The organism is Shewanella sp. NKUCC01_JLK (genome assembly GCF_019345615.1).
GTDB classification, from domain to species: Bacteria; Pseudomonadota; Gammaproteobacteria; order Enterobacterales; family Shewanellaceae; genus Shewanella; species Shewanella oncorhynchi.
On record NZ_JAHKRD010000013.1, the window covers coordinates 101,144 to 115,738 of the forward strand.

Annotated in this window: 14 protein-coding genes; 6 read left to right on the forward strand and 8 right to left on the reverse strand. The window is 43.7% G+C overall.

Annotation, left to right across the window (positions count from 1 at the left end):
• Positions 1 to 44 precede the first annotated feature (44 nt).
• From KO537_RS15190 to sirA, 4 genes are all read right to left on the reverse strand, one after another.
• Positions 45 to 725 (reverse strand): nitrite reductase, encoded by a 681-nt coding sequence (locus KO537_RS15190; RefSeq protein WP_251071121.1) that lies wholly within the window; start codon positions 723 to 725, stop codon positions 45 to 47.
• 34 nt (positions 726 to 759) lie between these two features.
• The gene (locus KO537_RS15195) at positions 760 to 1,542 is read right to left on the reverse strand and encodes an FKBP-type peptidyl-prolyl cis-trans isomerase (protein WP_105250349.1); all 783 of its coding nucleotides are present in this window, start codon (positions 1,540 to 1,542) and stop codon (positions 760 to 762) included.
• Between the two features lie 85 nt (positions 1,543 to 1,627).
• The gene (locus KO537_RS15200) at positions 1,628 to 2,068 is read right to left on the reverse strand and encodes a rhodanese-like domain-containing protein (protein WP_028761786.1); all 441 of its coding nucleotides are present in this window, start codon (positions 2,066 to 2,068) and stop codon (positions 1,628 to 1,630) included.
• Positions 2,069 to 2,130: 62 nt separating this feature from the next.
• The gene (sirA, locus tag KO537_RS15205) at positions 2,131 to 4,194 is read right to left on the reverse strand and encodes a dissimilatory sulfite reductase SirA (protein WP_219234776.1); all 2,064 of its coding nucleotides are present in this window, start codon (positions 4,192 to 4,194) and stop codon (positions 2,131 to 2,133) included.
• Positions 4,195 to 4,743: 549 nt separating this feature from the next.
• On the opposite strand from sirA, the gene KO537_RS15210 reads away from it, so the two are divergent.
• The 4 genes from KO537_RS15210 (at position 4,744) to KO537_RS15225 (ending at position 8,632) form a co-directional block, all read left to right on the forward strand.
• Positions 4,744 to 6,858 (forward strand): heme lyase CcmF/NrfE family subunit, encoded by a 2,115-nt coding sequence (locus tag KO537_RS15210; protein ID WP_219234777.1) that lies wholly within the window; start codon positions 4,744 to 4,746, stop codon positions 6,856 to 6,858.
• On the forward strand, positions 6,858 to 7,277 hold the full coding sequence (locus KO537_RS15215) for a cytochrome c-type biogenesis protein (RefSeq protein WP_219234778.1): 420 nt from the start codon (positions 6,858 to 6,860) through the stop codon (positions 7,275 to 7,277). The genes KO537_RS15210 and KO537_RS15215 overlap by 1 nt, the downstream gene beginning before the upstream one ends.
• Positions 7,278 to 7,294: 17 nt before the next feature.
• Entirely contained in the window at positions 7,295 to 7,879 is a 585-nt protein-coding gene (locus KO537_RS15220; RefSeq protein WP_219234779.1) for a TlpA disulfide reductase family protein, read from the forward strand.
• A 174-nt stretch (positions 7,880 to 8,053) separates the two neighbouring features.
• Positions 8,054 to 8,632 carry a nucleoside triphosphate pyrophosphohydrolase family protein gene (locus KO537_RS15225; protein WP_105250355.1) on the forward strand — a complete coding sequence of 193 codons (579 nt, stop codon included), beginning with the start codon at positions 8,054 to 8,056 and terminating at the stop codon, positions 8,630 to 8,632.
• Between the two features lie 73 nt (positions 8,633 to 8,705).
• Here the strand turns inward: KO537_RS15225 and KO537_RS15230 are convergent, their stop codons facing one another.
• On the reverse strand, positions 8,706 to 8,924 hold the full coding sequence (locus tag KO537_RS15230) for a helix-turn-helix transcriptional regulator (protein WP_063883682.1): 219 nt from the start codon (positions 8,922 to 8,924) through the stop codon (positions 8,706 to 8,708).
• 2 nt (positions 8,925 to 8,926) lie between these two features.
• A complete protein-coding gene (locus tag KO537_RS15235) occupies positions 8,927 to 9,445 on the reverse strand; it encodes a DUF2975 domain-containing protein (protein WP_219234780.1) in 519 nt (172 codons plus the stop codon).
• Positions 9,446 to 9,603: 158 nt separating this feature from the next.
• Between KO537_RS15235 and KO537_RS15240 the strand changes: the two genes are divergently transcribed.
• Both KO537_RS15240 and KO537_RS15245 read left to right on the forward strand, forming a co-directional pair.
• The gene (locus KO537_RS15240; protein WP_219234781.1) at positions 9,604 to 11,664 is read left to right on the forward strand and encodes a prolyl oligopeptidase family serine peptidase; all 2,061 of its coding nucleotides are present in this window, start codon (positions 9,604 to 9,606) and stop codon (positions 11,662 to 11,664) included.
• A 129-nt stretch (positions 11,665 to 11,793) separates the two neighbouring features.
• Complete coding sequence (locus tag KO537_RS15245) at positions 11,794 to 12,081, forward strand: helix-hairpin-helix domain-containing protein (protein WP_131524228.1); 288 nt, start codon at positions 11,794 to 11,796, stop codon at positions 12,079 to 12,081.
• Between the two features lie 11 nt (positions 12,082 to 12,092).
• On the opposite strand, the gene KO537_RS15250 is transcribed toward KO537_RS15245, so the two are convergent.
• Entirely contained in the window at positions 12,093 to 13,175 is a 1,083-nt protein-coding gene (locus KO537_RS15250) for an AI-2E family transporter (protein ID WP_113939224.1), read from the reverse strand.
• Between the two features lie 153 nt (positions 13,176 to 13,328).
• Positions 13,329 to 14,510, reverse strand: a complete 1,182-nt coding sequence (locus KO537_RS15255; RefSeq protein WP_219234782.1) for a hypothetical protein — start codon at positions 14,508 to 14,510, stop codon at positions 13,329 to 13,331.
• Between the last annotated feature and the right edge of the window lie 85 nt (positions 14,511 to 14,595).

Genomic DNA, 14,595 nt, shown 5'->3' on the forward strand with positions numbered 1-14,595 from the left:
TTGCAGGGACAGATCTTTACGGCGAGGGTTGATAGAAACGGGTTTCATCTTTCATTCATTTTGCTTTGTGCTTTTGCAATCGCATTATCGATTGCTTCACGGTTGATACTGTCCCCATTGTGTTTGAGCAGGAGCTGCCAATGGTCAATGGCCTCTTGGTTACGAGCATGCAAGTAAGCATCTGCCGCGAGTAACATATGGGTTTGAGGCTCAAAGGGAGAGAGTGCTAATGCTTTGGCAATCACCTCTTGGGTTTCAGGTGTCATTTGCCGAAGCTCACGGTAATAAAGCGCGTTAGCTTTTGCCCCTAACACTTCGGCATCTTCTCCCCCTATTTCGAGTAATTTATCTAAGGTCAGCACCGCATCTGAGTACAAACCTCCCGCATTGTAAGCCTGAGCTAATGACATAAGTGCCAAGGTGTTTTGCGGCTCACTCTGAGCCCAACGACTGGCTTTGGTGATCTCGGCCGCCACTAAATAATCAATATTTTCATCAATCCGACCTTGATCCCAATCCCTAAAACGGCCTGTTTGACTGTAGATAGCAAGGGTAAGCAGCACTAGGACGATTCCCATCGCAAAGGGCACCTTGCTCGACATGTTTGGCAACTGTGCGATTCCCATTACTAGGTTTAGACGCATGTGCTGCCAATAAATGTAAGCAACAAACAACAGTAAACTGATGCCAATGCCTAGTCCTAAGCTCACCATTCCAGTCTCCATTTCACTCTCCAAACAACTCGTTTTAGGAGGCTGATTAACCGTGTGCAGGCATCATCTTTTTATTTTTCATCTCTTTCATTTCGCTGGGTTTCTCAATATTTTTCAGTTCAATTTCAAAGATAAGTGCTGACTCAGGAGGGATAATACCTACGGCTTCAGTGCCATAGGCAAGGCTTGCAGGTACCACAAAACGGTATTTAGACCCCACAGGCATCAACTTTAATCCCTCTTCCCAAGCGGGGATCACCGACATTAATGCAAACCGAGTGGGCTCTTTACGTCCAACCGTATTTTCAAACTCAGTCCCATCGATAAGAGTGCCAACATATTCCACTGTGACCACATCTTCTGGATTGGGTTTATGACCTTTACCTTGGGTTAATACTTCGTATTGAAGACCAGAGGCGGTGACTTTAACGCCAGACTTTTTTTGATTTTCAGCAAGATATGCCGCACTTGCCTTTTTAGTTTCTGCCATTTGTTTTTCAGCAACGACAGTTCTTGCGGCATTGAGTTGTTCTGCTCTTTGGTTCAGGTAGGTCAGCACTTCTTCGTCGGTTAATTGCTGTTTATCTTTGAGCGCATCCACAAAACCTTGCACGACTAAGTCGACATTCACCTCTGAGCCCAATTCAACTTGGTTATAAACCTGGCCAGAAATGTAATTACCAATAGAAGCGCCAATGCTGTAAGAGGTTTTATCTGCATCGGTTTTCAGACTTGTGCCGGCAAAACTGGCTACCGAAACAAATAATGCGGCGCAGGTCGCCACTGTGATGCTTTTGGGGATAAAAGAAGTTGGCATACGTGTTTTCATTTTATGTTCTCTACAATGTTAACCCTGTGGGTTTCGCCTTTTGGCCCTGCAAACCAAACCGATAAAATATCGGTCCTGTGTGTTACTAAGGTTTTTCTGTTACTCGACCTGACATACGCCAGCCATAAATACCATCGGCCATATGACGCACACCTGTGTAACCTAGCTTCATGGTTTCTCTCGCCGCCATATTGCTGCTGGTGCAAAGGCGGTTAGCGCAGTAAAACACCATGACTGCATCTTTATTCTTTGGAAGTAACTCTCTCCAATTCTGAACATTGAAAAAAACTGCTCCGGGGATAAAACCTTCTGCCCATATCTCCAGTGTATTTACGTCGAAAAAATAAACGCCTTGCTTGCCGACTAAGGTTTCCGCTTCCATCATCGAAATGGGATTTAATTGGATTTCGTTATAGGGCACTTCAGACATTTCTGAGCCACCACCGGCGATGACTGGCATCGCAGTCACGCCTAAGGCCAACACCATCAATATTCGGCTTACACTTTGACGAAGCATGTTATGCATAATTAGGCTCTCATATTCCCCGACACCCAAAGGTGTCGGGGATAACTAGGACTCAAGTTAAACTATATTTTCTTCGCACTCAGCGCATTACCATCAATAATGGCTTGGGCTTGGGTCACATAGGTCAAGGCGGCATCTAAGCGTTTTTGTGAGTAACGCGCACCATGAACACCCCATGAACCATCGGCTTTAATCAGCTTGAGGACATCTTGAGCTTTATCGGTCAACAACAGCACTTGTGTCTTATCTTCTACCGATAACTTCGCCATATTGGGCGACTTATCGATGCTAATAAGGGCTTTTTCTACTTTGGCATAGGTTTCTTTCACTGGTTTTTGCCACTTCTGAACTTTGCCGTAGATTTGCTGTTGATCTTTAAAGTGCAGACCCTCACCCAACTTAGATTGGAATTGGCTATGGCAACCTTTGTTATCCACTACATCGTGATCAGAAGCGGAAGTACGAGCACAGGTCCACATGAGATCGAGGTAGTTATGGCCATTTTCGTCCTTCGCCACAGTCCAGCCCTTAGTGGATGAGTCGCGAGACTTACCTTCAGGTGGGTTAAGCGTCTTACGCAATGGATCGACATCGATTTTCCAAATGTGCGACTTACGAACGTTGTCGAAACCGGCCATATCAGGGAACTGGATCGCGGTGAAGTTTTCACAACTACCCATGTTTGGCATATGACAGCTTTGACAGGTTTGTTTACTGTGGGTCTTGGTATTACTCGCAATTTCAGCCTGTGCCGTATGGCAATCGGTACATTCTTTGATGAGTTTTGGTTTAGTAATACCGGATTTCCAATCACCATCAGTCACTTCGTGTGGATCATGACAGGTAGAACAACGCATACCCTTATCGTAGTGAGATGAGGCAAACATTTGCGAACCTTCTGTACCACAAGATGGGCACGAAGATTTCATCTTCACGTTAAAGGCATATTCCAGTTTTTCTTTACCCTGTGGGGTTTGCGCAAGTTCTTCTACGAAGTTAAAACGCTGGTGACAACGCTCACAGTTAGAAGGCATACCACCACCGATACCGCCGTCTAAATGACCACCTGCGCCATGACACTCTTCACAGGTAATACCGAGTGACACTGTATGTTTTTGGAGCTCTTTAGGATTACCAAGGGCTGCAAAAAACTCATCTTTAGTTTTAAAATCAAACTTAAAGGTGTGGCACATTTCGCAATAGGAACTCGCAGGTTGGAATAAGAATTCCTTCTCGTATTTAGCACCATAGGAGCTCATACCCCACTGGTGTGAACCACTCGCGCCAAAATCTTCCATTTTAGTTGGAAATTCAGGAATAACTTTCTGAATTTTCTTCGCCATTTCAGGGGTTAACCATTCAGCCCAACCACGGGAGAATTGGTTACCACCGGCGACCATAGTGCCAGTACCATCTTTGAGTAAACCGTCTTTCACATGGAAAGTACCGCGTACTAAGTAGCTATCGATAAAGCCGTATTTGGTTCTTGGTGTTCCCACCGTCGCATAAATTGCATCAGGGGTAATGCCGTCTGGCAGGATAGAAGTATCCTTAGTGCCATACATGGTTTTGTTTAAATCGTTATCGACTTCGGGATGACTCCCCGGGAAACGTAAGGTTTTTGAATGGCGTGAACGTTTCCACTTTTCATATTGTGGACCGTGGCACTCACCACATTTTTCAGGTCCAACAAACTTATTTGGGAAGTCCAAAATCGACTTGGCACCGAGGCGATATTGCAATGCCATAGGGCGATTGCCCTCTTGATGTTGGCTATATTTTTGGCTATCACCACCGTGTAAGTATTCTTCACCACGGTCACTGACCTTATAGGTTCCTTTTAAACGACCTTGCTCGGCATATTTAAATACCGGATGATTTTCAAAAAGAAAATCAAACAACTCTTTTTCCTGAACAATATAATCCTGCAGTGTTCTTACACCACGGGATTCTAGTGTTAGATCGGGATTAGCCATAATTCCCTGAGCTTCCGCACTCTGTTGTTTATTACCATAGCCAGGCTTTACCTCGCCCGGTTTAGCATCGGATGCTATTCCGGCCACACTGACGATAGTACCTAAACAAAACAGCACGCTGAGTGCTATTTTGGATTTCCATCGTTTCATCATTCACTCCTAATTATCATTAGTTTTTTATTTTCTACTGAACCTAACTGCTCACTGAACGACATAAACAATTGACCAGTTACAGCATGGTGGAGGCAAAAAACCATTAAAAATCAGAGCTAGAGCACACTAAATTCCCGCTGATAAATCAAGATGAATAAAATCAATTAAAACAAATTAAATACAATAACTTACAAAATTAATGTCATTTATTTTTTAGAAGTTAAAAAGCACATTTCAGTTATAAAAAAAACTAAAAATGCGTTTGATTTTTCAAAAAACATCAAGCGTAAAAAGGAATGATTTAATAACGGATAAGATCACATTATTAAATTCGAAACTCGACTAATCTTAAAATCAACAGTGATTAAACCTTGTGATTAAACTGACTTTTCCCAATAAGGTCTTATATGTAAATTTAAAATCACAAGAAAATAACTCAAGTTTCTGAGCGAACTTAATAAAAATCAGCATGTGAAAATCACACGGGTAAAATAGCCAACTGTAAACACTATATTACCGCGACCACATTATTCTAAGGCATAATAAATGACAACTATGCTTCCAGAAATTGGACATATATTACTGATCATCAGTAGCGTATTGGCATTATTTTCTGCAACACTGACCTTAATCGGTGTTAAGCAGAATAATGCCTATCTGGTGGGATTAAGCCCGACACTCTTTAGAGCCATATTTACCTCAGTTTTCGTTTCACTTCTTTGCTTAATTTATTGCTTTATTACTGATGATTTTTCTGTTGCTTATGTCGCAAACCACTCGAATAGCCAATTAGCCTTGGGTTATAAAGTAGCCGCCGTTTGGGGCAGCCACGAAGGGTCAATGCTGTTTTGGATATTTGCGATTGCCCTTTGGGGGGCGATCATCAGTTATCGCATAAAGATGGCGGATTGCACTCAAGATAAGGCCAGCGATAAATACCAAGACGCCCAGTATTTTGCGAGGCTGTTGGCCATTTTGGCATTAGTGATCCTTGGTTTTAACTTATTTTTACTCTTTACCTCTAATCCCTTTGCCCGCTTATTACCTAACATTCCGATTGAAGGGCGAGATCTTAACCCCATATTGCAGGACATTGGCTTAATACTGCATCCGCCTATGCTCTTTCTTGGTTATGTTGGCCTCACAGTTTGCTTTGCCGCAGCGTTAGCATCACTGCTCGGTGGTGGCTTTAATACTCGTCAAATTAACTATTTACGACCTTGGGTATTATTAGCGTGGGTGTTTCTAACGGGCGGCAATGCCTTTGGATCTTGGTGGGCCTATAACGAACTGGGTTGGGGTGGTTGGTGGTTTTGGGATCCGGTAGAAAATGCCTCCTTTATTCCTTGGCTTGTGGCAACGGCATTAGTGCATTCCCTCATTCTCACTCAACGTACTCATGGCTTTAAACTCACGACTTTACTGCTGTGCTTATTGGCATTTTCACTCAGTTTACTCGGCAGCTTTTTGGTGCGCTCCGGCATAGTGCAATCGGTACATGCCTTTGCCGCCGATCCGACCCGTGGCATGTCAATCCTCTGCTTATTAGTGATTTTTGTTGGGGCTGCGTTACTCATTTTTGCACTCAAAGCCCATCATTTAAAACAGGATGTGACTTTCGCGCTTTTCAGTAAAGAAACGCTGTTACTGCTCGGGATCGTTATCTTAGTCGTAGCAGGGTTTTCCGTATTACTCGGTACATTTTACCCTTTGATCTATGAGCTGCTCGATTTAGGTACACTTTCAGTGGGGGCCCCTTATTTCAACGCTATATTTGTCCCCCTCACTTTCTTGCTTGTCCTGTTAATGGGCATTGCGCCCTTAGTGCAATGGCAAATAGCGCAATGGCAAATAGCGCAATGGCAAAATGCCTCAAAGACTCGTATTACTTCCCTGCTCATTACTAGCCTAGTGATATTAGCCGTCGCTGGCAGGGTAAGCTTACAGGCCGCCTCGGGCAGTAGCTTATTTTTACTCCTTGGCACAGCCGCAGCACTTTGGTTGCTAGTGTGTTTATTGCTCACGATATTGGCAGCCTCAGGATTGGGTAGACGAATATATGCCCGTCAATTAACCCAAAACCGCAGCGAGCACGGCTTAAATCCTCCCGTTAAATCATCAAAACAAGGGTTTATAGCCATGCTATTCGCCCACTTGGGGGTGGCTATCACTATTATTGGAGCAACATCCGTCTCCTTTTTTGAACAGGAAGCCCTACTGCGAATGGGGCCTGGTCAAGGTAAGCCTTTAGCGAGTTATGTCTTAGTTTATGAAAGCACTGAGAATGTTGAAACGAGTAGCTTTACCGCCATTCAGGCCAATATCAGTATCCGCGATGGTGCGAATGATGAAGTGATCCTCGGTTACGTTAGGCCGCAACGCCAAACCTTTAAAAGCAATGGGATGGAAATGTCCCACGCGGGTATCGATCATGGATTCTGGCGGGATATTTATGTGTCTATGGGGCTGCAATTAAGTGACAGCGAATACCTTATCCGCATCAGCTATAAACCCCTTGCGAGTTGGATCTGGCTTGGTGCGCTATTAATGATGCTAGGTGGGGCGATTGCCGCTTGGCCTACTCGCCATTTTAGCTACCAAGCTGATTTAACAACCTTAGGTAACCTATCCCATCACGAACCACAGGAGACACTTGCCTAATGAATCCAATATTGCGCTTTTTAGTCTTACTGCTCCCTATCACCTTATGTGGGATAGATATCCCATGCTTATCCGTCGCGCAAGCTCAGCCCATATCAAGCCTTTCCTACCAACAACAGGCAATAGATATCAGTAAAGTGCTGCGTTGCCCTATGGCGACGAATCAAAGCCTATTTGAATCACAGGCGCCAATCGCCCACGAGCTCAAAGCACAAATATTCTCGATGCTGGAACAGGGGCAAAGCCAAGATGAGATTATCGATTTTATGGTGCAACGCTATGGTCAAAAAATCCGTTATCAACCTGAATTTAAAGCCTCCACCTTCGCACTTTGGTTTGGGCCACTGCTGTTATTAGTGCTTGGTGTTGGGTTGTGTCTCGCATTGGTAACCCGTAGAAAAACACAAACGACTATTTGAAAGTAAAGGATAACCAGATGAAATTACACTATTTTCCCTTTGTTCTACTCGCGTGTTTAGGTCTGTTTTCTAATAGCAGCTCAGCCCACTCACTAGACAATAAACTCTACAGTACGGGAGAGCCCCTCCCTAAGCCACTAGTGATGACTGGTTTTATAGAAATGCAGCACGCACGCGGCGTACCAGAAGTTCCCTTTATTGATGAATCAGGACAAACCCAAACCCTAAAACAGCACCAAGGAAAATTGGTTTTAGTTAATCTTTGGGCAACCTGGTGCGCCCCCTGTTTAAGGGAAATTCCAGAACTCCACAAGCTTAAGCAGCAGTATCAAGGGAAGAATATCGCCATCATTCCAATCTCTATCGATGAAGAATCTAAAGATGTACGCCCTTTTCTTAACCAACATGGCTTTAGCGGCTATGCCACTTGGCTTGACCCGGAGCAAAACATAGAACAAATCATTCCCGCGAATGTCGTACCCGCCAGTTATATTTTTGATGCTAAAGGTAATCTTGTCGGTTTTGTGCGGGGATATCTCGATTGGGCTGATAAAGACGTTGGCCCTTATCTTGATCAACTGATTGCAAAATACGGCCAATAATCACCAAGTAACACAGACTCACAATATATTTCTCCATTCGGTCATCCGCCAAAATTTACCGAAACCCGCTGCCGCCTATTTGGCTGCGGGTATTTTTATCTCTACCCCATCTTTGTATTCTGCGACGCATTTCTTTAAAATTGCCGCCAAACTCTTTATTTCAAGGCAAATCAGATGAAACTCACCCGCTTAACTCAACCTATTTATGACCACTTATATCGTGATATCAGTGAGTTTCGTAGCACCTTCGACTTGCCCGTTAATGATGTTGATTCTTTAGATGACAAGGCCGATACCTTACATACTTCACTAATTATTGAGGAGTTAACTGAACTTGCAGAAGCCGATAGCCGTATCGAACAGGCTGATGCCATAGTCGATTCTGTATACGTGTTAATGGGCCGTTTAGTGCACTTAGGCGCGCAAGCAATGACGGATAGGCTCGAAATCAGTTACCTGATTGACTTGTTGCTTTGCGTAGCTCAAAACCGTGAAATCGACTTTATTAGCTGCTGGGATGAAGTCCACTCGAGCAATATGAGTAAAGTGTGCCGTAACGAGCAAGAACTGGCCGAGACCATTGCCTTCTATGCCAAACAAGGTGTTGAAATTGTCGGTAGTCAGCAAGGTGATTTCATCATAGCCAAATGCGCTAAAGATGTGGAAATGGCAGGTAAAGTGGTTCGCCAAGGCAAGGTACTAAAATCGGTTTACTATCGCCCAGCGGATCTGACAACACTGGTTAAAGCCTAACCACGGCAAGCCTAGGATAGCACTTAACTAAGTGCGTCCTAGGATGCGTTGAACAAGGCTAAAACGGCAGAACTCAGTCCGATGTATCACTCTTACGATATTCTAAAATATCCCCAGGCTGGCACGACAGGTACTCACAAATACTCGCCAGAGTTTCAAAACGCACGCCTTTCACCTTGCCACGTTTTAGCAGGGATAAATTCGCTTCGGTAATGCCAACCGCTTTGGCAAGCTCCTTAGAACTCACCTTCCGTATCGCCATCATGACGTCTAAATTAACGATAATGTCCAAAATTACACAAACTCTTTGTTTTCTGCCTCAAAATCTCGGGCAGCTTTAAGCAAATAAACAATCAGCAACATCAATAAAATCGTGGTGATATTGCCAAAATCGAGCGCCAAGTCGATACGGGTATCCTCAAAAAGCGACTTGTGATAGTAACCTACGCCTAAGGTTTGCAGTATCTCTATCACTAAGGCGGCAACCTTAAGCCAAACCAACCACAGATAACAATGCATACTTTCGTCGCTAAAAAACAAGCCGTCTTGATAGTAGGCTAATAATTTTTGCAGCCAATAAACACCCAGTAAAAACGTGATAAACAATGGACTTAACATTAACAGCAACAAGGTTTGACTCGCATCAGGCGATACCCATAGCGCTTGGAACAATCCATTATTCGATCCAAAACGTATCTCATCATGGACTAAGTAGCTATAACCCAGATACACCACCACAATCGTAGCGGCCAACAAAATCATCCACCGGAAAAATGCACTGATTTTTATTAACTTTTCTATGTTTTTATTCATCACTCAATCCTAAATTTAATCCAATCCCAGTGCTCTTTAACCTTGGCTAGTATACTCGTTCGGTAAAATATATTGCAAAGAAATATAATTTTATTGTTTTACGATAATTAATTTTCGTATTAACATGATGTCACTTCTAACAACTCAAGGTTACAACAATGCGATTATCCTCCTTCACAAGCCAGTTATGCAGTGCTGCTATTGCCGCTATGCTACTCGCAAGCTGTTCAACCTCAACCACTGAGCAAAAAGCCAATACGGATAGGCTTAACAGCCAGCAAGCCCAAGTGCCGCTCATTCCCATCGAAGATTTTTTCAATGAGCAAAATATTCACCATTTAAAAATGTCCGCCGACGGTAAATGGTTAGCCTTCACAAAGGAATACCAAGGTGCGAGCAATATTTATGTAATGGCGGATAAAAGCGATCTTGCAAGCGCGACACTCTTAACGCAGTCCATTGAACCTATTAAAGAATTTGAATGGTCATCAAACAGTAACGAACTCTTTTTTATGAAAGATAAAGGGGGAAATGAAAACACCCAAATTTTTAAACTCAGCTTTGAAACTCCCCAAGGCAAAATAGCGCCAAAAGAGCAGCAACTCACGCACAATGACAAGGTGAAATACAGCGTCATGGAACAGCCCAAGGATAACCCTGAGCAGCTGGTTGTGATGGCGAACCACGATGAATCGAGTCGGATGGATATCTATTGGCTCAACACCCATGATGGCAAGCTAACGCCTATTTTTGAAAACAACTTAAACTTGGTGCAAATGAAGTTTAATAAGCAAGGGCATCCCGTTATTGGCAGTAGCACTAATCTAGATAACAGCTATAGCCTCTACACACTCATTGATGGCACTTGGCGTAAAATAATCCACACTGCTAAGGGTGAAAGCATTGATATCTTAAAAGTAAACGATGCGAAAAAACTCGCCTATATCAGTGCCAACATTGGGGAGCGGGATAAACAACAACTGCTCAAAGTTGATCTTATGACGGGAAAATATGAAACCTTACATAAAGATCCTAACGATGAAGCGGATGTTTATCAGGTATTGTTTAACGATGCTGGTGAACCTTTAGCCATTTCCTATTACGGCGGGCGCTTAAGAACCTATCCACTTGATACTGAGTTTGCTAAGCACTGGGATGTGATCAATAAGCATTTTAATCAAGATGTTGAAATAACCATTACCGAACGTAACGAGAAAAATAATCTCTGGCAGATCAACGTCGCGAGCGATAGGGCATCGAGCTTAGATTACCAATACAATGCCATTAATGGTGATATCCACTTACTCGCGGATATTCCTCCAAGCATACAACCAGAACTGCTATCACCAAGACAATCCCTAGTCTATACCGCAAGGGATGGTGTAAAAATTCAGGCTTATTTGACATTACCAAAGGGAAACCAGCGCAATTTACCCACCATCATTCTGCCCCATGGCGGCCCTTGGGCTCGGGACTACTGGGCGCTAGACTCGGGTTACTTCCATGCGATTGCTCAGTTCTATGCCAACCGTGGTTATGCCGTGTTACAGCCAAACTTTCGCGCATCGACAGGATTTGGCAAACACTTCCTCAACTTAGGCAATAACAATTGGGGCACTGGCAGTATGCAAGATGACCTGACTGATGGTGCAAATTACTTGGTTGAACAAGGGATTGCGGATAAAAATCGCTTGGGGATCTTTGGCGCATCTTACGGTGGTTATGCGGCTTTATCCGGCGCGACTTTTACGCCAGATCTTTACCAAGCTGTGATCGCCTATGTGGGGCCGTCAAGCTTAGTCACGCTAATGGCGTCTTTCCCCGATTACTGGCGCCCCTATTTAGGTCAATGGTTTGAATCGGTGGGAGACCCGTTAATTCCTGAACAAAAACAAGATATGGAGAACCGCTCCCCAATTAATTTTGTCGATAACATAAAAGCACCGCTGATGCTTATCCAAGGAGCGAATGATCCGCGAGTGACTCAAGTTGAATCAGATAATATTGCGAAAAAAATGTACCAAAAATCGTTACCCGTTGAATACTTACTCGCCAAAGATGAAGGTCATGGATTTATCAAACGTGCCAACAAGCTCGCCTCGATAATTGCGACTGAACGTTTCTTTGGTAAGTACTTAGGCGGAAAAGTGGATAATAATGTCAATCCAGCTTTGCTTGAACATCTTAATAGCTTAAATGTTGATATAGAAAAACTGTAACCTTAATAAAGCGTTAGAAGTGCAATACAGATTTTGCCAAGGAAGGCGAAATATCTTAACAGGCTAACGCGGTTAACTGTGGGCCAATAGGCTAATCTATCAAGTATGACTACACCCCAAGAGATAAAAATGAATCCAGCAAAAGTCGTGCGTGCCGAGGTTAAGCAATTGACTGATTTACCCAATATTGGCAAAGCCTGTGCGGCGGATTTACGTTTGCTTGGCATAGATAAGCCTGAGCAGTTGTTAGATAGAAACCCCTACGAGCTGTATCAAACGCTGTGCGACAAAACGGGCAAAAGACACGACCCCTGTATGCTCGATGTGTTTATCTCCATCACCCGTTTTATGGCAGGTGAAGATCCTAAACCTTGGTGGTTTTACACCGATGAGCGCAAAAATACCTTAGAGAAATGATGCTTTAGCGACTATCTATCCGCCTGTTTATCCAATGGTATCGTTTCGGGCTCTTCCCTTAACCACTCACGCCAAATGGCCACCAGCAGGGCCATCAATACAGGACCAACAAACAAACCGACAAAACCCATGGTTTTTACGCCGCCGATCAGACCGAAAAAAGTCGGTAAGAAAGGCAATTTAATCGGCCCACCGACAAGATTAGGCCTTAAGGTTTTATCGACAATAAACAGCTCTATGCTGCCCCAAAGAAACAAACCGACACCCGCCGTCATATCGCCTGTGCCGACAAGATAGAGTGAAATCAAGGTAAACATGGTTGGCGCCCCCCCGGGAACCAAGGCCATAAAGGCGGTTAACACCCCAAAAGCCACGGCCGAAGGTACTCCCGCAATCCAATAGGCAATCCCCAGCACTATGCCCTCACCAATTGCGATAAGCGTCATACCTATCACGGTAGAACTGACTGTTGCAGGCACCACACGGGAAAAACTATGCCAGCGAGCAGGCAGCACTCGCTCACCCACGATATCCAACTGTTTAGCCACTTGCGGACCATCTTTATAGAGGAAAAACAAAGTGATCAGCATAAAAAGTAAGGTCAACAACAACCCTAAAGTATTCCAACCCAATTGCAGCACCCAACGGGAAATGCCACTCAAATTCTGGCCACTAATGGCACTGATAATTTGGCCTAATTCATGGGGTTCACCAATAAACTGCTGCCATTGCAGGGTTAACCATTCGCCCATCCAAGGCAAGTCTTTGATCCACAAGGGCACGGGCGAACCATGTTGGTTAGTAAACACCAACCAATCAACCCAAGTTCTAATCTCTTGTAACGCATAGGAAAATACAAACACCAGCGGAATAATCAGCCCGAGCACAATACAACACAGGGCAATGGTTGCCGCCAACGCCGAGCGACCACCGCATTTTGCCAATAGTTTTTGATAGAGAGGCCAACTTGAAAAACACACAATCAATGCAGCTAAGGCGGGCACTAAAAAATCGATAAAAAAGAATACGCCAGCACACAAGAGCAAAACCAACAAACTACGGCCAATAGCGGCATTACTGAAAATCGGCGTCATAGTGGTACGGCTCCCAAAAACTTAGATGATTAAACAATCGGCTATACGCCACATTGAGCGCGCAAATACACTCTTATAAACGCTAAGCAGACTAACTCAGATTGGTCGATAAATCATCTAATTAGCATGTAATTTCATGGTTATAAATCTATTCTAAGAAACTTTTTTGTAATTTTGGAGTATGCCCAATGCATCAGCTAACACTTGAGGTTCATCCACGACTAAGTTGATCACTGTCAACGACTCAGGCAATTGTCCCATGCCACCATAATAAGTTTGGGGCAGCTTAAAAATCAGCTGCACATTCGCGGTATCACCCCGTCCTATCGTCAAGATTTCTGGTGCATTGATTGCAGTTGAATCACCTACCGATTTCCCCCACCCCATTTGCAGTGGCTGTAAATGAGTCAAAAATGTTCCCAATTTCAGTTCACTTATCTGGGTTAAATCGATCGACATAAAACCCCAGATACCATTATTGATAATGAGCTTACCTTCCCTTTGATACAGGGAGTAATAACGACTGATACGGTAATTGGCAGCAATTAATACCACTGAATACAAGATCAAACCAGAAACGAATACGGCAGCAATATGACTCACATTATCGACTAGTGTGTAACTCACTGTGGCAGCAGCGATTAAACACATTATGATGACTAATGCATGCCAAGGCTGGGCACTGAGCAACTTAAGCGGCGTGATGGATAAAGGGTGGCGACGGGAAAAATAAGGAATAGCGTAATACCAGCTCGCGGGTTCAGTGGCGAGTATTAAACCTAAGGTCAGCTTTTTATCGTCAAGCATTTGATTCTTTGAAAAATCAGTGTTTGATGCACCCTTAATGTTAAATGATCTAAGTTCATTCGCCTCATCACCCTTCTCTTGCTCCACTGTTTCAGCATACTGAGCAATGATCGCTAATCTTGGATCGCCTGAAGCCTTCCTCGCCTGCCACAATCCCTTAATAATACTCACCATCAAGTACAATTCGATGAGCAGCAATATCGCAATAATAGGGAAACGCAGCCAAGCGATAAACTCGAAATACTCTGCAATTTGAGGAGGGTAGCTGAGGCGAGCCATGAGGCTGCTCAAACTTAGAATGACTAATATTTTCCAGCTTTTTTGCGCACCAATTTTGATAATCCAATACCAATAGAGCAGAGGTAACAACATAAAATATAGCGCACTGACGAGTGCCAAGGACAACTGCTCACTTGTTTGCGTTAACTGTTCTGGCAGTAAATTAAACCCAAGCCAATACACAATAATCATCAAAATGAGAAAATAAATTCGATATTTAGCTGGGCGTCTTAGTCGAATTTTTAGCATTTAGCATCCTTGTCAGTTGGTCTAGCCAAGCCTATACGATAGTGAAAAACCCAAAAGTAGCTTGGCTTATCAATAACATGATGGA

Excerpts from the sequence above, each read along its gene's own strand:
- KO537_RS15200 (WP_028761786.1), bottom strand. The coding sequence starts at position 2,068 with ATGCATAACATGCTTCGTCAAAGTGTAAGCCGAATATTGATGGTGTTG.
- KO537_RS15195 (WP_105250349.1), bottom strand. The coding sequence starts at position 1,542 with ATGAAAACACGTATGCCAACTTCTTTTATCCCCAAAAGCATCACAGTG.
- KO537_RS15190 (WP_251071121.1), bottom strand. The coding sequence starts at position 725 with ATGGAGACTGGAATGGTGAGCTTAGGACTAGGCATTGGCATCAGTTTA.
- KO537_RS15250 (WP_113939224.1), bottom strand. The coding sequence starts at position 13,175 with ATGACGCCGATTTTCAGTAATGCCGCTATTGGCCGTAGTTTGTTGGTT.
- KO537_RS15210 (WP_219234777.1), top strand. The coding sequence starts at position 4,744 with ATGACAACTATGCTTCCAGAAATTGGACATATATTACTGATCATCAGT.
- KO537_RS15245 (WP_131524228.1), top strand. The coding sequence starts at position 11,794 with ATGAATCCAGCAAAAGTCGTGCGTGCCGAGGTTAAGCAATTGACTGAT.
- KO537_RS15215 (WP_219234778.1), top strand. The coding sequence starts at position 6,858 with ATGAATCCAATATTGCGCTTTTTAGTCTTACTGCTCCCTATCACCTTA.
- KO537_RS15240 (WP_219234781.1), top strand. The coding sequence starts at position 9,604 with ATGCGATTATCCTCCTTCACAAGCCAGTTATGCAGTGCTGCTATTGCC.
- KO537_RS15220 (WP_219234779.1), top strand. The coding sequence starts at position 7,295 with ATGAAATTACACTATTTTCCCTTTGTTCTACTCGCGTGTTTAGGTCTG.
- KO537_RS15235 (WP_219234780.1), bottom strand. The coding sequence starts at position 9,445 with ATGAATAAAAACATAGAAAAGTTAATAAAAATCAGTGCATTTTTCCGG.
- sirA (WP_219234776.1), bottom strand. The coding sequence starts at position 4,194 with ATGAAACGATGGAAATCCAAAATAGCACTCAGCGTGCTGTTTTGTTTA.
- KO537_RS15225 (WP_105250355.1), top strand. The coding sequence starts at position 8,054 with ATGAAACTCACCCGCTTAACTCAACCTATTTATGACCACTTATATCGT.
- KO537_RS15255 (WP_219234782.1), bottom strand. The coding sequence starts at position 14,510 with ATGCTAAAAATTCGACTAAGACGCCCAGCTAAATATCGAATTTATTTT.